This window comes from Candidatus Methanoperedens nitratireducens (assembly GCF_900196725.1).
Taxonomy (GTDB): Archaea; Halobacteriota; Methanosarcinia; order Methanosarcinales; family Methanoperedenaceae; genus Methanoperedens; species Methanoperedens nitroreducens_A.
On record NZ_FZMP01000032.1, the window covers coordinates 22331 to 40117 of the forward strand.

Annotated in this window: 19 protein-coding genes and 1 pseudogene; 10 read left to right on the forward strand and 10 right to left on the reverse strand. The window is 40.6% G+C overall.

Going from position 1 to position 17787, the window contains the following annotated elements; all coding sequences use genetic code 11:
- Positions 1-69: 69 nt before the first annotated feature.
- Both MNV_RS03605 and MNV_RS03610 read right to left on the reverse strand, forming a co-directional pair.
- Positions 70-378: a hypothetical protein gene (locus MNV_RS03605; protein WP_096204012.1), complete on the reverse strand. Its 309-nt coding sequence runs from the start codon at positions 376-378 to the stop codon at positions 70-72.
- Positions 375-572: a hypothetical protein gene (locus tag MNV_RS03610; RefSeq protein WP_096204013.1), complete on the reverse strand. Its 198-nt coding sequence runs from the start codon at positions 570-572 to the stop codon at positions 375-377. Before MNV_RS03610 ends, MNV_RS03605 begins: the two co-directional genes overlap by 4 nt.
- Positions 573-667: 95 nt before the next feature.
- Between MNV_RS03610 and MNV_RS03615 the strand changes: the two genes are divergently transcribed.
- The 5 genes from MNV_RS03615 to MNV_RS19320 all read left to right on the forward strand — a co-directional run bounded on the left by MNV_RS03615 (position 668) and on the right by MNV_RS19320 (position 6367).
- On the forward strand, positions 668-1033 hold the full coding sequence (locus MNV_RS03615) for a hypothetical protein (protein WP_096204014.1): 366 nt from the start codon (positions 668-670) through the stop codon (positions 1031-1033).
- Positions 1030-1947, forward strand: coding sequence for a hypothetical protein (locus tag MNV_RS03620; RefSeq protein WP_096204015.1), 918 nt, complete (start codon positions 1030-1032; stop codon positions 1945-1947). Before MNV_RS03615 ends, MNV_RS03620 begins: the two co-directional genes overlap by 4 nt.
- A complete protein-coding gene (locus MNV_RS03625) occupies positions 1944-2867 on the forward strand; it encodes a hypothetical protein (RefSeq protein WP_096204016.1) in 924 nt (307 codons plus the stop codon). The genes MNV_RS03620 and MNV_RS03625 overlap by 4 nt, the downstream gene beginning before the upstream one ends.
- Before the next feature lie 12 nt (positions 2868-2879).
- On the forward strand, positions 2880-6104 hold the full coding sequence (locus tag MNV_RS03630; RefSeq protein ID WP_096204017.1) for a hypothetical protein: 3225 nt from the start codon (positions 2880-2882) through the stop codon (positions 6102-6104).
- A gap of 125 nt (positions 6105-6229) precedes the next feature.
- A complete protein-coding gene (locus MNV_RS19320) occupies positions 6230-6367 on the forward strand; it encodes a hypothetical protein (protein WP_179293781.1) in 138 nt (45 codons plus the stop codon).
- 462 nt (positions 6368-6829) lie between these two features.
- Here MNV_RS19320 and MNV_RS03635 read toward each other — a convergent pair whose 3' ends face one another.
- The 3 genes from MNV_RS03635 to MNV_RS19325 form a co-directional block, all read right to left on the reverse strand.
- Positions 6830-7216 carry a RidA family protein gene (locus MNV_RS03635; RefSeq protein ID WP_096204018.1) on the reverse strand — a complete coding sequence of 129 codons (387 nt, stop codon included), beginning with the start codon at positions 7214-7216 and terminating at the stop codon, positions 6830-6832.
- 306 nt (positions 7217-7522) lie between these two features.
- A complete protein-coding gene (locus MNV_RS21130) occupies positions 7523-7816 on the reverse strand; it encodes a recombinase family protein (RefSeq protein WP_096204019.1) in 294 nt (97 codons plus the stop codon).
- A gap of 53 nt (positions 7817-7869) precedes the next feature.
- A complete protein-coding gene (locus MNV_RS19325) occupies positions 7870-8010 on the reverse strand; it encodes a hypothetical protein (protein ID WP_179293782.1) in 141 nt (46 codons plus the stop codon).
- 511 nt (positions 8011-8521) lie between these two features.
- Between MNV_RS19325 and MNV_RS03650 the strand changes: the two genes are divergently transcribed.
- The 4 genes from MNV_RS03650 (at position 8522) to MNV_RS03665 (ending at position 12700) form a co-directional block, all read left to right on the forward strand.
- A complete protein-coding gene (locus MNV_RS03650; RefSeq protein WP_096204021.1) occupies positions 8522-9532 on the forward strand; it encodes an ABC transporter substrate-binding protein in 1011 nt (336 codons plus the stop codon).
- Entirely contained in the window at positions 9529-10299 is a 771-nt protein-coding gene (locus MNV_RS03655) for an ABC transporter ATP-binding protein (protein ID WP_096204022.1), read from the forward strand. The genes MNV_RS03650 and MNV_RS03655 overlap by 4 nt, the downstream gene beginning before the upstream one ends.
- A gap of 131 nt (positions 10300-10430) precedes the next feature.
- A complete protein-coding gene (locus MNV_RS03660; protein WP_179293783.1) occupies positions 10431-11087 on the forward strand; it encodes an ABC transporter permease in 657 nt (218 codons plus the stop codon).
- A gap of 23 nt (positions 11088-11110) precedes the next feature.
- Positions 11111-12700 carry a phenylacetate--CoA ligase family protein gene (locus tag MNV_RS03665; RefSeq protein WP_143311613.1) on the forward strand — a complete coding sequence of 530 codons (1590 nt, stop codon included), beginning with the start codon at positions 11111-11113 and terminating at the stop codon, positions 12698-12700.
- Positions 12701-12801: 101 nt separating this feature from the next.
- On the opposite strand, the gene MNV_RS03670 is transcribed toward MNV_RS03665, so the two are convergent.
- The 4 genes from MNV_RS03670 to MNV_RS03685 all read right to left on the reverse strand — a co-directional run bounded on the left by MNV_RS03670 (position 12802) and on the right by MNV_RS03685 (position 16297).
- Positions 12802-13062 (reverse strand): hypothetical protein, encoded by a 261-nt coding sequence (locus MNV_RS03670; RefSeq protein ID WP_143311614.1) that lies wholly within the window; start codon positions 13060-13062, stop codon positions 12802-12804.
- Positions 13063-13163: 101 nt separating this feature from the next.
- Positions 13164-14669 (reverse strand): HEAT repeat domain-containing protein, encoded by a 1506-nt coding sequence (locus MNV_RS03675; RefSeq protein WP_096204026.1) that lies wholly within the window; start codon positions 14667-14669, stop codon positions 13164-13166.
- A gap of 273 nt (positions 14670-14942) precedes the next feature.
- On the reverse strand, positions 14943-15272 hold the full coding sequence (locus tag MNV_RS03680; RefSeq protein WP_096204027.1) for a hypothetical protein: 330 nt from the start codon (positions 15270-15272) through the stop codon (positions 14943-14945).
- A 440-nt stretch (positions 15273-15712) separates the two neighbouring features.
- Positions 15713-16297 carry a HEAT repeat domain-containing protein gene (locus MNV_RS03685; protein WP_096204028.1) on the reverse strand — a complete coding sequence of 195 codons (585 nt, stop codon included), beginning with the start codon at positions 16295-16297 and terminating at the stop codon, positions 15713-15715.
- On the opposite strand from MNV_RS03685, the pseudogene MNV_RS18920 reads away from it, so the two are divergent.
- Positions 16229-16453 (forward strand): annotated as a pseudogene (locus MNV_RS18920) (IS66-like element ISArch19 family transposase); the annotation flags it as partial. The gene MNV_RS03685 and the pseudogene MNV_RS18920 sit on opposite strands and share 69 nt — an antisense overlap.
- A 27-nt stretch (positions 16454-16480) precedes the next feature.
- Here the strand turns inward: MNV_RS18920 and MNV_RS03690 are convergent.
- Positions 16481-17653 (reverse strand): SPFH domain-containing protein, encoded by a 1173-nt coding sequence (locus MNV_RS03690; RefSeq protein WP_179293785.1) that lies wholly within the window; start codon positions 17651-17653, stop codon positions 16481-16483.
- Positions 17654-17787 lie beyond the last annotated feature (134 nt).

Here is a 17787-nt window from a genome sequence, read left to right on the forward strand (position 1 = left end):
ATTCTTGGCGAATAGGATACTGTATATTAATATAATTCTTCCATTACCATTTCGCAAGCCATATTTAATCTATCTCTGCGAAACTCGTATCCACCTGTCGCCGTTATCCTCAAGAAGACCATAATCTGTGATATTCATCACGCTCGTAAACCCTAACATACCAGTTACTTCTAAAGTTGAACCACGTTTAACATATACACCTTTTGAAGTAAACTTAGGATCATCTGGAATAATAAGATAAGTTCCATCATCCCTAAGTTCTAGAATCTTAGAAGGCGTCTTATCGAGTTTATAAGTGCCAATATTTGCATCATTAGTGACACACCCGGAGAACAGGGATACAAATAGAATCACAGCTGCAAATATATTGAATCTCATTCAAAACTCACCTTCTTGAGCGGAATAAGTACGATTGTTTTACCATCCCATTTAGCTGCAAGCTCCTCACCCTGCTCAAGACCCACGTCGAATCCTTTGGGTAAGTTGATGGTCGCACTTCCGTTAGGTTTCTTGTAGTACTTGGCGAATGTATATTTAATATCTTCCTTCGAGGTTTTCTCGTCTTTGGCCATGTGTATGGTATATTTTGTTTGAACTTATATATATTTTGCTTGATTAGGTAATTTGTAAGCAAAATATATAAAATATCAAGTTATTACATAGATTTATGAAAAAGTATGTAATATGTTTAATAGCATTCATAATGCTGGGAGGACTGGCTTCGGCAGCTGCTAACGACAGCGATGGTAGCGATCTGATGCAGCCTGGTATGGGACGTGCCTGGCTTGAACAACAGGGAGCGGATGTACAGGAATTACTTAACTTTGTGCTCGGTGCCCTTGCAGTAGTGACCATAGTTGCTTATGCGATATTTACCGGGAAAGCAGGGATCGGGATTATGGCACATTCGACAACTATGGGTGACCCAAGGGAACGGTCTCACGCACAGAATGCTTTACTGCAGGTCCTTTACGCACTGGTGGCAATAGTATTACTAATAAAAATAGGGATTCGTTTCTTTGGCTGGTATTGATTGCCTTTCTTTTTTCAATACAGTTCAATCCAGTTAATGCAGGAGTGCTGGAAGAATTGAACAGTACATATATTACCGACGTCTTTGGGCTTCCTCAATACAAGGAATCAGAATTGCGCCCAGACATCCAAATGACCGCAGCCGGTCATCTACAGGGCTGGGTTGACATCGTGGGATTCCAGAATATGGCGAACATCAGTGGCACACTCTATATCCACGGCGACCCTGCTGCAAATGCAGTGGCACGTGGTAATGCCGGAATACGGCTTGAACCGCCCGGAGTCTCACCCGAACTTACCCAGAGCATATCCGTTAGGCAGGACGGGATATACACTGTAGCTACTCTGCATGTATCTTTAAAGTGGTATCTTGTCTCCTGCGACGATGACGGATGCTGGATAAGCGGCAGTGAGACAGAAGAGCACGACTGGATAGATAAAGAGATCTCTCCGCCACAATACACATTCCCGGGACCGCAAAACATGACTATAGAAGAGTTCGGTGGCTTTTATCCGGTGAGCCTGATTCACTTTACAGACCTTGATGACTCAATAATATTTTTCAATATCACAACGCAAAGCGGCTCTGTTGAACATTTGCTGAACATAGGTAAAGTCGAACTCACAAGAAAAGGAATCCCTTACATGAACGTCACTCCTTTCTCAGTATGGAGGAAAACGGGAAAAGGAATATACCACCAGGGTGACGACCCGATAATGGATAATGGAACAATAACCTCAGTATTTTTATGGATGCCTTTTGGAAGAGCGCCGGATTACAATTTCAGCGAATATGCTGTTTACCACCAGAATAAGCCAACAAGCATAAATCCGGCAATAGGTTACATAATTTATGTAGTTTTGGTATTTTTGGCAGGAATTTACATAATGTATAGGTCATCGAGGTTCAAATGAAAATGAAACGAGTTATATCATTTCTGGCTCTGTGCCTGGTCCTTGCTCAGCCAGCAGCAGCTGCATTCGATCCAATTGAGCTTATCCCTGACCTTATTTCAGATGGATTTGACAGGATATTGGAGTCGCAGGCAGATAACCTGTACGATATGATAGGCGTGAACAGTTCAAACGTACAGCCTGCCGTATCCACCCTGATGGCGCAGGAGAACGATTTTCTATCAAATCCAATGGTACAGAAAGAGAAGAACTTCACAGCATTCTGGTATTTCGTGTTCTACATAATATTCCTGCTGGTGGGTGGGATAGGCGTGATGAGGGAGTCAGCAAGTTTTGACACCATGGGGAATGTTTTTGGCAGCTGGAGAAACAAATATTTCGAGATAGCCATAATCGCCCCCCTTGTATGGGCTTTCTACCTGTACGGGCTGCAGTGGATATTCTCATTCGAGTCAATACTTGCAAAATCAGCATTCTTAGAATCGATGAATTTCGTTTCGTATTCTCCGGAAAACTCCACAGCATATCTTTTAAGAGCGCTGAGTTTTGTCAGTTTGATGATAATATTCTATTTCAGGTATCTTGTTGTGGGTATTGTGTCAGCTTATTTCCTTTTGTTTGCTGCTGCAGGATTTTTCTCGTGGACGAGACCTTTTGCAATGATGGTACTCTCGTACGGAGCCGTTATGCTGTTCTCAAGGTTCCTCATGTGTCTGATATTGCTGGGAGGGACTGGATTGATGGGTGGACTGCCATACCCTCTGAATGAATCGCTGCTGCTTTATCTCGTTATCACAATGGGAGCTCTGCTTGCAGGGATAGTCTGTATCCTGTATCCGGTTTTGTCTCTGTTCGGTAATCAAATAAAGTACCTGGTAGTGGGCAGATATTTGTTCGGATCAGGAAGGGGATCTAATTAGGGGTGTATTAAAATGGATGGCAAACAATCCCATAAAATAATCGTTCCTCTGCCGCCGAGATATATTGTCGAGAAGCTTCAGCTTGGGCCCCTGGAGTTATCCTGGGACCAGGTAAAGGTAATGCTGGTGTGCGCTGTCCTGACTGCAATAATAATTGGAGCCGGAGAAGGAACGTCAGGTCTTTTACTGAATTTTGTCGTGCTGTCAGTAATATGGGGACTCTATTACAAATATGCAAGAACCCATGAGGTGCTGGTAGAATCAAAGATAATTTTCGCTCATAAGCTCAGAAAGTTAAAAGGGCTGGACAGATATTCGAGCATCTCAAGTCCGGATAAACAGGTCTCTGAGCTGTACAGATTCAATATAAAGAACATATCGAAAACCGGAGTGATAGATTTCGGGGACAACAGGTTCGGAGTGATCCTGGGATGCGATACGCGCTGGCTTGATGATGAGGAACTGGCTCTGAACATAACCAGAGTGAGCGGGTTCCTGAACTCAATACAGCCCAGGACTCTATTGAAGGTTCGTGCAAGCTCCCAGATACCTTACCTGAATCCTGTGGAAAGAATGGTGATGGAGCAAGTGAATCAACCAAGGTCCCATAACGAAAAGGCCCTGCTTTATTCCCTGCACGATCTATCTTCCAGGACGCCTAAGACCACGAACTGGGACGTGAAGATATTCATTGGAGTTGTATCTAATCCAGAGGAAATAGAGACCCTGATGATGACTCTGCTGCCTGGAGTGCTGAACAGGTTGCAGGCAGCCCACACCGTATCAGCGGTAATAACACAGCGAGATAAGATCTACAATATCTTTGCAAACGACAATACAAGACATCAGGTGCAATCCAACAGGACTCCTGCGCTCTACGGAGAGAAGGCGATTTGGAAGAACACACTGCGCCAGATAATGCAGGGCTCGATCATAGAGAACAAAGACCATCTTCTTGTCAACAATACTGAGTACATTTCCTGCATAATTGTGGGAATACCCGTTGGAGGGGTAAGCGGTTTCCCTCCAACGCTTTCGCCGGAAATACTGACTCAGATATACAGGCTGTCTGCAAGCGAAGAACATGTGATCAGGATAGACCAGAGTATATATCCGATAGATTCTCCGAAAGCGCTTGTTGAGATAAAGAGAGCGATGAATACCATCAAAGGGAATGAGGAATCGCTCCAGAACAATCAGACAGCACGCTTCGATATGGGGCTTGACCAGGAGGACCTGAGAGCCCTGTATGCCCAGATCAAGGACGGGAAGGAGAGCATGTTCGACATAAACTTCATTGTCACTGTCTTTTCTCCCTCGTACACGTCGCTGCTTGCAGGAATATCCAAGGTGCGGGCTATCCTGAGCGCAAACAATATCATGAACCGAGTGCCCAACGGCAGGATCCTGGAGACCATCCAGTGCACCCAGTTCCTCCCCTACTATGACGAGAAGATCTCAGTCTGGCTTCCGACTTCGGGGATATCGAGAATCACACCTTTGGTCAACGGCCCCAACAATATTGTTTCGTCCCGTGGAGTTTATTTCGGGAATGATATCCACACGAACCAGGAGATAATAATTGACCTCGATAAGCTTGGAGCAAGCCACACGCTGATGATCGGCCCGACAAGGTCAGGCAAGACCACAGCCATGGCAATAACAGGGATAAGGACCATCCTGAACGGGGACGACGCCATCTACATAACGAATAAGCCTGACTCGACCACAAATTATCTTGCAGTGGCAGAATATTTCAGCGATGTCAGCCAGATCATCAATCTTGGAAGGCAGCCTGACGGCAGGACGTGTTATAACATCAATCCTCTTGAGATTATCTTTAATGAGAACGTTCCTTTTGATCCCATCTCAAAGTTCTATGAGCACGTAAATACCGTGAAGTTTTTCCTGAACCTGCTGACAGGCGGGGACAGGACTCACAAGCAGATGACGTACATAGGCGAAACGCTCGTCGAGCTCTATGCAAAGTTCGGAATTGTCCCTGAAGATAGGAAAACCTGGAGACAGGAAAAGCAGCCGACATTCCTTGATCTGTATGATATCTGGGAGAGGGATAAAAAGAAATACAAATCAGATGCAACTATCGAAGCAGTGTACAGCAGAACTTCATCTCTCAGGGATACACTGAGGTGGCTTTCAAACCCTACTAACGTAGACCTGACAAGGCAATATACCGTGATAGACCTGTCTGCCATTCCCATAGATACCCAGGAGGCTATGAATTATCTTCTCACAGCCATCCTCGCACTGAGGTTCAACATAAATTCAAAGAGAAAGACCACGATCATGGTCGATGAAGCAGGCGTGTTCCTGAAGAATGCCAGACTGCAGGACGAGTTCTCAAGAATGCTAAAGCAGGCTGGAAGTTATGGAGTCAGGATAATAATAGGGTCTCAGCAGCTGTCCGATCTCTCCAGCATCGGTCCTGAGCTGAGGGCGAACATCTTCATCTCAGAGGTATACGGGCTGAACATCGGAAAGAGTATTGACGATGTGGTGAGATTTTTCAAGCTATCTAATAACGATGCGCACTTTTTATTATCCTGCTCAAGGCCAGGCATGTGTGCAGTATCCGTGGGATACCCGTATGCAACGACATATCATATGCAAAGGGTGGCGTCCGATCTTGAGGCCCAGATCCTGTTCGGGAAACAGAAGCGGCAGGTTGCTTATACCTTTATTCACCCTGATCTTGAGTCTTTTGCGAAAGAGCAGGGCGTAATCATGTCTGACTGGATAAATGGCGATACATCGGTGCTCAGGACAGAGAGATTGGTGGAATGGGCACAGCGGGTAATTGGGACAGGAAAGGTCTTTGCATACATAGACAAGGGAAAACTCAACAACGGGCTTATATTGAATCAGAGCAAAGAGCATTTTTTGAGCGTCGTTCAGATCGCAGCTTGTTTTATCAAAAGGAATATCAAAGTAGAAGTTAACCACTATGATGATGCAGATGTAGTGGCATGGCTTCCAGATGGACCAGTGGCTTTTGAGTACCAGACCCCGGGGTATAATGATCCAAAGATACTGACCGAGAAAAGGAAAAGCAGCGAAAGCAAATACGGTCGTCTGCTTTTTGTAGGCAATACTCAGAGCGTCAGGGAAGTGGCGCAGGCAATAGGGACGGATGAAATCGTAATCCCGCGAGGCGCTCAACTTGAGGAGAAGATAAAAGCACTACTTGGAGAAACGAATCTGGAACAAGCGATTTAATTAAGACAGGGAAAAAGCAGGAGAAGCAAGAGCGGCCGTCTGCTTTCTTCGTAAAAGAATTGGATTATTCCGTTACGTAATCAATAGGAGTATATAAAGAGGGGAGAATTGAGAAGCAAAGCAGTATGGAGGAAAACGACCAGTTTAATCCGGTTTATTTTTTAAAAAAGGCGTTTTTAGAGCAGATCGCCATAAGGTACTTTATTATTGGGCCGTTGCCAGGCTGCCACCCTCTTGTTTTATGGAGATATCTGGTGTGGTAGATCGTGTGAAAATGTTGGAACTATATTGAAGGATTATGAAGTATCTGAGTAATAGAGGATAATTAGAACCGAATCTAGAAATTGAAATGATGAACCCATAAGTTTTAAAGTGTGAACCTGTAAGTTGAAAGTGAAATATTCCTGCAATTGAGTCTGGTGGATGAAAGATTGCATTTCAAAAGCGTGTTAAGTCGAAACCATTTTGGTTGTCCGATCAAAAGTTCTTGTTTGCATTTTTATTTTTTGAATGACCTCAAAATTAGTGAGTTTTGCCTCTGAGTTCGTCTTTCAAGCATACAGCTATGAACTTAAAACGGCTTGGTACTCATGTAGTCTCCCGCCTGAAAGCCTCACATGCAAAGGTTAACAAAACACTTCTTTCGTTTTTTAACTCTGTTGTTACCTGCATGGCTTTACGTGAAACAGGTGAGAGGCATCACGACGATATGCTATATTCCCATTTCAAATAATCTCTGCAATCGCATCGATCTCTATCTTTGCGTTTTTTGGAAGCTTTGCAACACATACAGTAGAGCGGGCAGGCTTGCTCAAATAAAAATAAGATGCATAAATCTCGTTTACTTTTGAAAAATCATTAATATCTGTAAGATAAATAGTTGTCTTGACAACACTTTCAAGGCTGCTCCCCGATGCTTCAATAACAGCTTTCAGGTTATCAAGAACTCTTTTTGTCTGGGTCTCTACATCACCATCAATGAACTGCTGAGTCTTAGGGTCGATTGCGATCTGACCTGATAGATAGACCATTTTATTTACCTTGATAGCTTGTGAGTAAGGGCCGATAGCATTTGGCGCTTCGCTTGTATTCATGATTTCCTTCGGACTCATGAAACACTATTACTAATATCATTAATCATTAAACTTATGTTTTTGGGTTCTGTCAAGTCTGCGTTTGCCAAAAGTGAAGCGCTATAATCAAGAAGGCAACTAAATACGATTTACTTAATATTATAAAATTAACAAACGATAACTTGACAGTACCCATTCTATGGGGCATAATCCACAGGAGCTACGCCTTCGAAGTACTACGTTCTCAGAAATCAGATAGGAATAGAAAAATATATGGCATGAGCTGCAAACAAACGCATTTATATTTAAGCGGCAAAAATACTCTTGTTTATGTGATGACTTATGTCAATAAAATTCACGAAGACTGATAGGTCTTTGTAAAAAAATAACGTCACATCCATACTTATTCAATTCCTCGATTACAATGACCTGATATGCGTAACTCCTTGCCAGTCTATCTGGGGAATAGATTATAACCTTTTGAAACTCCCCATCTGCTGCACCGTCCCTTAGTGCATCCAGGCCAGGACGCTCCAATTTTGCACCGCTATAGCCTTCGTCAATGTATACGTGCTTTTCATTGAGTTCGAAACCCCTGTTAGAAACGTCCTCCTTTAGATGTGCAAGCTGGCTTTCAATTGTTTGCTCTAATTCTTGCTTTTAGGTCGAAACCCTTGCATATATTGCTACTTTCATTTCCCACTCACCTCATTTTCTTTATTGCCTCTTTTTTCTCCACATAGCCCCAATATTCCTGAGAACGCTCTATCAATACGGTATTGTGCATCCCTACACCTCCGCTCTGTCATAAAAACTACCAGCGTGTCTTTCATGATTAATCTCCCCCTTACTTTGAAAGATAACGCCGGGAGAATGTGATTTTGATGTTTTAGCTTTAGAAACGTGATTAAGAGATGTTTTCCGTGGAGGAATAAACAATTCAGTTTCTATTACGAATCGAAAAGTAGCATTTGCAACTATACAGTCATGTAACATTTAATGATAAGGCGTTTAGCTTGTATTCAAATCTCCAACACTTGAGGAGGAATATTCAGACATCCTTTAAGAGGAAAGTCCTGCAGCCTTGGTGACAGTCTTCCTCTACAGAAAGTTCTCAGACAGTGGCCGGTTCGAATGAAGGACATGAGCATAGTCGGAGATGCCCAGATTTGAGCGAAGCGATATCAGAGGTCGTTGGACTTTCCGAAATCAGTTAGAATGAGGAAAATCTTTTGGGAAAAGATAAGTTCCATTTTAAGCGTAATAAGCTTTTATACCTACTTTCAATAAATAAATGACTCTGAATAACAATCTGTGGATTTCGATCAAAGAGTATGATAATAAATGAAAATAGTACCAATTATGATGCTTGTTCTGCTTGCAGGTGCTATATTTTTCGCCGGGTGTATCGAGCAGAAAAAGGAAGAACTGTTAACTTTAAAGGTCGCGTATATCCCAATAACTTCTTTTGGACCAATCTTCATTGCCAAGGATGAAGGCTATTTCGCCGAACAGGGAATAAAAATAGAATTACTAAAATTCCAATCCGCGCAGCAAGCAATTCCCTCGCTAATCCAGGGTGATGTAGATGTAAGCAGCACGACCATCAACCCAGCTCTGTTTAATGCCATTGCCAAAGGGGCAAATATTAAAATCGTGGCAGATAAAGGCTCGACTGGTGGCCAATGCGACTTCAATGCTCTGGCAGTCAGAAAAGACCTATATGATAATGGAAGTCTTACAACTATCGAGCAGTTGAAAGGTAAGAAAATTGCCGTTGCTACAAGACCGAATTATTTATTAATAAAAGCATTAGACAAGGCAAATCTTACATCAAAAGATGTAGAATCGGTAGACATGGGTTTCCCTGAAATTGTGGCAGCTTTTGAGAATAATGCAATCGATGCAGCAGTCATGACGGAACCTTACCTTTATCAGGTGTTAAAAATGGAAAAAGCTGAAATCCTGTTACTTTCAGGTGAGATTATTCCAAATTTTTCTGGATACCCAATAGCATTTGGCCCTAATTTGCTTGAGAAAAATCCTGAACTTGGCAAAAAATTCATGATCGCCTATCTTAAAGGGGTAAAACAGCATAATGAAGGCAAAATCCCAAGGAATATGGAAATCCTTAAGAACTATACTCAATTTGGTACAGAGATACTTGAAGGATCCTGCTGGGGAGCTATCAGGCGGGACGGGTATATAGAAAAAGAGCCGATCATGCAATATCAAGATTGGCTGTTTGAAAATAAATACATAGATGTGAAAGTCTCAGATGATCAGATCCTGGATATGAGTTTTGTAGAGGATGCCAATCATGTACTTAAACCCGATAATGGATCGATTATATGAGAGTCTTATGTCGCAGCGTTTCGAAGACTTTCAGTAGCAGAAATAGCCCGGTTGAAGCTCTGAGAGGAATCAGTTTTGAGCTAAGGGAAAAAGAGTTCCTCTGTGTATTAGGACCAAGCGGCTGCGGGAAAACCACTCTTTTAAAGATCGTTGCAGGCTTATTGAAGCCTACTTCTGGAAAGGTAGTTTATTCGGGAGAAGAGTCAGCCGGTCCACTTAATACAATTGTATTCCAGGAATACGGGATATTCCCTTGGATGAATGTAATCGACAATGTTGCATTCGGTCTAGAGATGCATGGATTCCCTAAGAAAGAGAGGTATGAAATTTCGATGGAATTTATTAAAAAAGTTGGTTTAGGCAATTGCATCAAGAAGTATCCACACGAACTCTCGGTTGGCATGAAACAGAGAGTTGGGATCGCCCGCGCATTCGCCAACAATCCCGATGTATTACTTATGGATGAGCCCTTTTGTTCTCTTGATGCCCAGACAAGGCTCATCCTGCAAGGAGAGCTCCTGAGAATATGGAAGGAACACCGGCGATCTGTGATCTTTGTTACTCATGATATAGAAGAAGCAATTATGCTGGCTGACCGCGTGATAATCCTGACAAGTGCACCGGGTAAGATAAAAGAAGAAATGGAAATCAACCTGAGTAGACCGAGAGATTTCGAAATTACTAACACCAGAGAATTTGCAAGACTCCGAATGAAAATATGGGAGACTATTAAAGAAGAAGTCCTTAGAAGTATGGTGTTAGAGTAATGAAAAATACACGCCTAAATAACCTGGTGAAACTCATTTTCACTGCACTTCCTCTTATTATTTTACTAATTTTATGGGAATTTGTTATAAGACTTGGGTACCTTAAACCTCTTTTTTTCCCTCCTCCGTCTATGATATTCAAAACTCTAATAGAGATGGTGAGAAGCGGGGAACTGCAGGGGAACGTTTATGCCAGCCTGGTAAGGATTTTTTGGGGTTTTATTTTAGGCACCATCCCCGGAATCGTTTTAGGATTAATTATGGGATGGTCAAGAAAAGTGCGGGTTTTCACAGATCCAGTGATCGCTGCAACATATCCGATTCCAAAAATTGCAATATTTCCTCTTTTTCTATTGATATTTGGCGTAGGCGAGCTTTCGAAGATAGTTCTCATAGCATTAGGGTGCTTCTTCCTGGTCTTGATAAATTCGATGGCTGGCGTAAGAAACATAAATAAAACCTATTTTGAAGTTGCAGAGAATTACGGCGCCAGAAGAGTGAAAACTTTTACCAGGATCATTCTGCCAGGAAGTTTACCTATGGTTTTCAGTGGGGTGCGATTAGCGCTGGGAGGGTCGCTATTGATGGTTGTGGCAGCAGAATTCATAACTGCAAATAATGGTATAGGAGCCATGATATGGTATGCCTGGGAAACGCTTGAAACAGATAAGATTTATATCGGCATCTTAATCTGCAGTCTATTAGGACTTTTATTCACCATGGTGCTGAAGAAAATAGAGAAGATTTTTATCCCCTGGGAGGAAGCAACGCAAAATGAGATCGAGTAGAGTTAGAGGTCGGGAGAATGTCAATGTTTAATGATATTTCTGAGTTATTTCGTTTTTATTCGGATCTCTACAGGTTTTTGGGGGAAAAGATAACTCTTGAAGAGAGCATGGGGATAATTGCTCAGCGGTTAAAGAAAAGAGATGAAATGTTCCTTGAATTCATCAAGGAAAAAATCTATGAAAAAGAGGACAGCCCTTATCTCAAGCTCATGAAAACTACAGGGCTGGAATTCAAAGATATCGAATCGTTTGTGGCAGATAGAGGTATTGAAGGCACTCTTAAAGAACTGGCAGAAAGGGGTGTATATCTAACGATAGATGAGTTCAAAGGAAGAAGTGTTTGTAAAAGGAACGGTCATACATTCAGCTTCAGAGAAGAGGATTTTAATAATATAACCTCTGCAGCCGGTATCAGGGGTGCCACAGGTGGAACAAGAAGCCAAGGTACGCCGGTATTTTTCAATTTTGACTATATAAGAGAGAAATCAGTCCTGCGTAAAATTCTTCTCGATGCATTTGATATATTAGATTATCCCTGTGTTGTATGGTTCCCGGATGGTCTCGGGCTGTCTGTTACGCTTGAGATTTCAAAGCTCGGTAAACCGCCTTTGAAGTGGTTCTATCCTATCAATAGGGCAATCCAGAAGAAAAGCAACTGGTTTTCATCTTTCAAATACTGGCTCATGATAGAATCGATTGCTGCAACCACTAATATGCGCGGCGTCCATCTTCCAAGACCGGAGTATATTGATTTTGAGGATTCAATAAAGGTTGCTAAATATCTATCAGAGATTATAGAGAAGCATGGCGGTTGCTATGTAATTACCTATCCAAGTTCTGCGCTGAAGGCATGCAGGGCTGCAAAGGAAAAGGGATTAAGAATTGCAGGTACATGGTTCCTGCTGGGGGGTGAGCCATTCACTGATTTGAAAAAGAAAGAAATGGAATCTGTCGGAGCAAAGGGGGTTGGATTCTACATTTCAACTGAATCGGGTCCGATAAGTTTGACGTGTTCAAATCCAGGAGAGATCGACGACAGCCATTTGCTTGACGGTCATATTGCAGTGATACAGAAAAGAGAGGAGGTAAAGTTTTCCAATCTCACAGTAGATGCCTTCCTTCTCACGTCATTTTTGCCTGATGGACCCAAAACGCTCCTGAACGTTGAAATGGGAGATTTCGGGGTAATTGAAAAAAGAAGCTGCGGGTGCAGACTTGAAAAACTCGGTCTGCTGGAGCATATCCACACGATACGCAGCTTTGAGAAAATGACCGGAATAAGGATGAGTATGCTTAATAACGGTCTACTCAGAATAGTGGAGGAGATACTGCCTCGGCGGTTTGGGGGATCAGTTACGGATTACCAGATAGTTGAAGTGGAAGGAGATGGATTTACTGAACTGAATCTTCTGATTAGCCCGAATATCGCGGGTGTAAATAAAGAGAAAGTTCTTGAGACCATGCTGGATGAATTAAGAGCAATAGGGAAGAACTGCAATCTATCAATCGATATGCTGGAGAATGTGAAGAATATTAGAATAAAGCGTGAGTACTCGAAACGCACAAGGGTTGGAAAGGTTTTCAGTTTTCATGTTGAGCCAGCGAATCGGTAGATAGGGCTTGCCTAAAAATGACCGAAGGGTCGGAGCAGTAATATTATTTCTTGATTCTATTATTATCACTTTCCAGCATTTTCATATACAGTAGTCTCTACTTATCCACCTGTTTTGTCCAATAATTCAAAATCCACAGCAGGTTCATCCAATTCCTGAGACAATATTATTTTTGGCTGTTTTCCTATTTTGATTATTCTCAAAGATTTTCCAGCAAGAATATATAAAAATTTTTTAGATCGTTTGATAATTACCTTCTCTCCCAATTTTTTTTCTCTTAATTCCAGATCAAGGAAGTTTGAGAATTGAACCCTATCGCTTTTTGTATCGATTTTAGCTAAACATCTTATGCCCTCAAACATCACAACTGCCCAGGCTGGCGAAGATTGAGTCACAGCATCGATAAGGAGTTCACCCTTTTTTAAGAGAGACCAAATTCGTGAAAATTGAGTCACAGCATCAATTAATAAATCATCTTTATTCCCGGTTTCCCATTTTTTCCAAATCCACGTACAGAGTCCAATAAGTTCTGCTCATTTTTTATTATTGAATCATAAGGAAACCAGATTTCCCGGTTAACGTATTCTTTGTATATATTAAGTTTCCCATTTTCCTCTATTACCTGCAGACCCTGAGTTTCGTCGAAAACATCGATTTTGAGAAGAGCATGTTTATTGTTTTCAAGTGTAATTGTTATTTCGACTGGTTCCGTGGAGCAAGAAAATTCTGTTGAGGCAACAATGCGGATCATTCTGTTATCATCGGTTTTAACTATTTCTGCATCATCCGCCAGATCAATATTGAATGCATCCTTCAGATAATTACGGAGCCTATGAATTTCATTTCCCGGAACATTATCCCAGCTGAACAAATACCATTCTTTTTTGTTACCCATCAATGGATAAGTAAAAACATTTTGATAGCAGCCACCGCTGGTATCACATGTCTGGACTATCAACCACTGGTTAAGTTCAGGATTTATCCACTGATCAGACAGATGCTGATTGGGACCTTTGATTGAAATACGTTCAGTTATCTGGATATTCTCTGGATTTTCAATATCTACTCTATATACATAAAAAGGAGAAACAATATCATCAAGTAAATATGCTGTATTTTTATAAATCAACACATCATGTGCATCATACAATTGGACGCTGCTGAGTTTTTTAAAACTTTTATCCAAAGCTATAAAATTACCATATGTTGATATAAAAACTGCCTTATCAGACGATGCCAATGAATCTATCAACACCCAGGAGCCCAAATATTTCTTTTTATTAGATAGTAATAAATGATGCTTATCTTCAAATAGCGTATCAATGTTGATCTCATCTACCTTTTCCAGATTGGTATTTAAATGAAGAATAGCTTTTGAAGTTGCAACAAAAATAGATTTTTCAGAAATGGTCAGTGCATTTGCATCCACAGGTTCATATGCTACCTGTTTCTTATATATCATATTTACATTGTCATAAACTAACTTTATCAACCTATGACCATATCCAGGAAATTTTCTTGTATAGTAATGACTTCCCCTCGCAGACAAGAGCAGATCATAAATCCTGCCTTCTATTCCCCATGATTTTAAAAATTCATCAGCTAGCTCAGTTTTCCGTTCAGCTGCAGTTATAATAACCAATTTTTTGAACATTATTTTGGAAGGGGGTTTTCCACCAAGTTTCGTAAGGCTCCATTTTGCCTCATTTCGAACATCTAAATTTTCATCCTTCAAGGCTTGGCTTAGAGGTTTTACTGCTCTCTCATCCATTATATATCCAAGAGCCCATGCAGCCCTCATTCGGATATCTTTATTTTCATCTTTCAAAATCTGTATTAATGGTTCGACAGCTCGTTCTCTAAGTTGTGCAAGAGCTTTAGTTAATGAATATCTCTTATCCCACTCTACGTTTTTTAGTTTTTGGAGAAAAGCCTCTATTTCTACATTTTCTTTGATCTTTCTTGGCATCGTAATCACACATCCCTCTTTATTTTTGTCCGCGCAATCCTCCGGCTCTCTCTGTCATGGAGACCGAGCTAATTACTATATAATCTAAGCATTTTTTATTAGTATTTTTATTATCTACAATATCCATAGCTTCCTTTTGATTAATCTCTTCCTAAATTTTTAATGTTCATGCATGCATTTTCCATGAGCTCAAATATATGGTGGCTAATTTGAAGGCAATGAAAGCCCGTAGATTTTGATGAGCTTGACAAGTTATCCAAAACCTCACTATCATTACTTTCCGCCGGTATCATGTAAAATGCTCTCTTCTTCTCTTTGGATTATTTTGGCATCTGGAGCATGGGATATAATTTTATCATAGACTATTTCTCTTAAAATCATGGCGTCCCAACCCCAGTTACTACCTTCCTTAAGAGAAAAATCTCCTTTTGATGTGAAAATAATGTACTCAATAGTTGATGAAACAACCAGACCCGTTTGTTCTGATCTACTTTTATGAGTTACCATTTCAATTCTGAAAATATCCTTCCAATCACAATCTATTTTTTTTAAGATTGTAGAGTACCTAATTCCTTTTGATGAAATAGCTACTGTGTCTATCAAACTTTTGAAGCCTGAAATTAAAATAGCAAGTAGAATCAGAGCAAGTGCACCAAAAATAAAAACTGACTTCTCAAGTCCCCATTCAATTGAACCATATAAAAGTAAAATCGTTACAATAATCCAAATGATAATGTCTTTTTTACTTTTTGGTAAAACCTCTTGGAAATCATCATCTAAAGCGTTAATATAATATCGCCCCGTATTTACTTGTATTTGATTAAAGTTTATAGTATATTATTTGTATATAATAATTGTTACCCGGAAACCGTAACAAATGGGATTTTGTTATGGAAATTGTGTAACAAATCGGTTTCTCCAAAAAAGCGTCATGTATGGGCTTATATCCTTGGTTCCGAATGAACTCTTTTTGATACTAATTGCAAGTCAGCCTCTGAAATCCGAAAGGCATCGAGAGGATGCTCGCTGATTTTGAATGCCTATCAGTTTATTGAAATTTTGTATTTACATTCAGGCGCGGAAGATCGCAAAATTAGATACAATTTGCCCTTCTTATACTTCTTGCAGTCTTTTATCTTTCCAAGAGCATATGCCGCTCCCTCTCGAACACCCTTGTTTTCATCCTTTAAACCCTGAACAAGAAGCTCGATGACCCTCTCACCCCCAATTTCACAGAGGGCATCAGCCGCTTTCCATTGAATATTTAGAAAGATATTATCCTCATCCTTCAATGCCTCAATGAGCGGCCCTACTGCTTTTGCATCTTTTGTTTCTCCAAGCTCCTCTGCTGCATTCCTTCGAACATTGTAGTCTTCATCCTTCAATTCCTCAATAATTGGCTCTATTTCTATTGGCACCTCTATTACATCAGCCATTAGATGACAAGCGGCATCTTTATTATTGATGAGAATTTTTTGTAATTTCATGATTTTTGAGATTATTTTCTCTGGCTTTTTCTTTAATACCTCCTCACATATATTGAATGCCAGTTCAAACTGCATACTTGTGTACTTTTTCCTGGAATGGAGCCGACTAATAATCTCGGTGAGCAGGCTATGAGAGAACATGTGATTATGCGAAAGATAATTGGTATGTTCAGGTCACAAAAAGGTGCCCAGAATTATCAGTACATTGCATTCATGTTTGCTACATGGAGACTACAGGGAAAGGATATTTTTCAAGAATTAGGAATTTTACTCAAAAAAGAGTTATGTGTTGGGTGAGCTAAACAAATACGAAAGAAGAATCTACTATTCCTGTAGTTTCTCAACTTGTAGCTTCTCAACCTGTAGTTTTTCAATCTGTTGTTTTTCAACCTGTAGTTTCTCAACTTGTTGTTTCTTTACCTCAGAAGAAAGCATAGTTGCCATCCAGGTGTTAAAGAGATTTCCTCCTTTTCCGTTCTCACCTGTTATAAGGAGATCAGGTACAATCTTTACTTTTCCAGAAGCAATATGTTCCATAACTTTTATTAGTGCAAGTCTTTCTGGTCCAACAACTTCTGCCTGTGCTTGATATGCATCTGCAAGACCTTTTCCGATTTCAGACTGATTGTATCTTTCTCCATCAGCTTTTAGCATTGTCGCTGTCTTTATACCTGTAGCCTCTTCAATCAATGCGGCTGCTCTGTCTTTATTAATTTGTATTGATAATGTTGCAGCTATAACATCTCTTTGTTTTTCAGCACGAGCAGTCTTTTCCTGAACTACTATATTTTCTTCCTGTGCCTTAGCTTGCTGTTGGAATTGCTCCTGTTGCTGTATTGCAATTTCTCTGTCTGTCTGTGTTTTTAAAAGAGTTGCATCTACTTTTATGTAGCTTAACAGCAAATTCTTGGCTTCAACATAGTATTTTTCAAATTCTTCACGAGCCTTTTCAAGAGCTTCTCTCTGAATGTCTGTTCTGCTCTGAATAAAATCTATGGCTTTCTTCTCTCCTGCTTTGTTTCTAAAAGAACTATCTATTAATGGTTGCACTATCTGTTCTATTAGATTAGGTACTGAACCAAATCTCGCAATGATAAATGAGGCATGTTGCGGTCTGATTCTGATTATAAGCCTTACATCAGCTTCAAGTGTAAAACCATCTTTAGACGTGAGGATTAGCTGGCTGAACTTAAAAAATTCTGTCGCCCTCTCTGTTTCGATTTCTGATTCTTTTAATACCTTTTTTTTCCCAACGGTTTTTTCTAAAAGACAATTATGTTCAGTTCTAATTTCTGTTCCTGCTGCCCAATCAATAGTTACTGCACTTGTTGGAACAAGATATGGCGTTAAAGCCAAAAAGTTCAGATTATAAATCCCAGGTCCAACAGGCTTCTCCCATATGCCTCTATGATTTACATCAGTAGTTAATAGCACTTCTTCTTTCTCATGTATCTCATGTTTGGTTGATTTATCCGCTTTAACAGGATGTTGTGGCAATGTCGATTCAGAAAGCTCAGATCCAATGTTAAGCTAAGTCGCATAAATAGAGTTGTATTTTCTTAAGAAATTCCTTGCGGCAGTTGTCATTACATCTATTGAAGCATGGGAACGATCGACACCAACTGCTGATT

Coding starts and splice junctions, on each gene's coding strand:
- MNV_RS03615 (WP_096204014.1), top strand. CDS start 668: ATGAAAAAGTATGTAATATGTTTAATAGCATTCATAATGCTGGGAGGA.
- MNV_RS03675 (WP_096204026.1), bottom strand. CDS start 14,669: ATGCCAAGAAAGATCAAAGAAAATGTAGAAATAGAGGCTTTTCTCCAA.
- MNV_RS19320 (WP_179293781.1), top strand. CDS start 6,230: ATGGAGGAAAACGACCAGTTTAATCCGGTTTATTTTTTAAAAAAGGCG.
- MNV_RS03605 (WP_096204012.1), bottom strand. CDS start 378: ATGAGATTCAATATATTTGCAGCTGTGATTCTATTTGTATCCCTGTTC.
- MNV_RS03650 (WP_096204021.1), top strand. CDS start 8,522: ATGAAAATAGTACCAATTATGATGCTTGTTCTGCTTGCAGGTGCTATA.
- MNV_RS03660 (WP_179293783.1), top strand. CDS start 10,431: ATGATATTCAAAACTCTAATAGAGATGGTGAGAAGCGGGGAACTGCAG.
- MNV_RS03630 (WP_096204017.1), top strand. CDS start 2,880: ATGGATGGCAAACAATCCCATAAAATAATCGTTCCTCTGCCGCCGAGA.
- MNV_RS03670 (WP_143311614.1), bottom strand. CDS start 13,062: ATGTTTGAGGGCATAAGATGTTTAGCTAAAATCGATACAAAAAGCGAT.
- MNV_RS03625 (WP_096204016.1), top strand. CDS start 1,944: ATGAAAATGAAACGAGTTATATCATTTCTGGCTCTGTGCCTGGTCCTT.
- MNV_RS03655 (WP_096204022.1), top strand. CDS start 9,529: ATGAGAGTCTTATGTCGCAGCGTTTCGAAGACTTTCAGTAGCAGAAAT.
- MNV_RS03635 (WP_096204018.1), bottom strand. CDS start 7,216: ATGAGTCCGAAGGAAATCATGAATACAAGCGAAGCGCCAAATGCTATC.
- MNV_RS03665 (WP_143311613.1), top strand. CDS start 11,111: ATGTTTAATGATATTTCTGAGTTATTTCGTTTTTATTCGGATCTCTAC.
- MNV_RS19325 (WP_179293782.1), bottom strand. CDS start 8,010: ATGAAAGACACGCTGGTAGTTTTTATGACAGAGCGGAGGTGTAGGGAT.
- MNV_RS03685 (WP_096204028.1), bottom strand. CDS start 16,297: ATGTTCTCTCATAGCCTGCTCACCGAGATTATTAGTCGGCTCCATTCC.
- MNV_RS03610 (WP_096204013.1), bottom strand. CDS start 572: ATGGCCAAAGACGAGAAAACCTCGAAGGAAGATATTAAATATACATTC.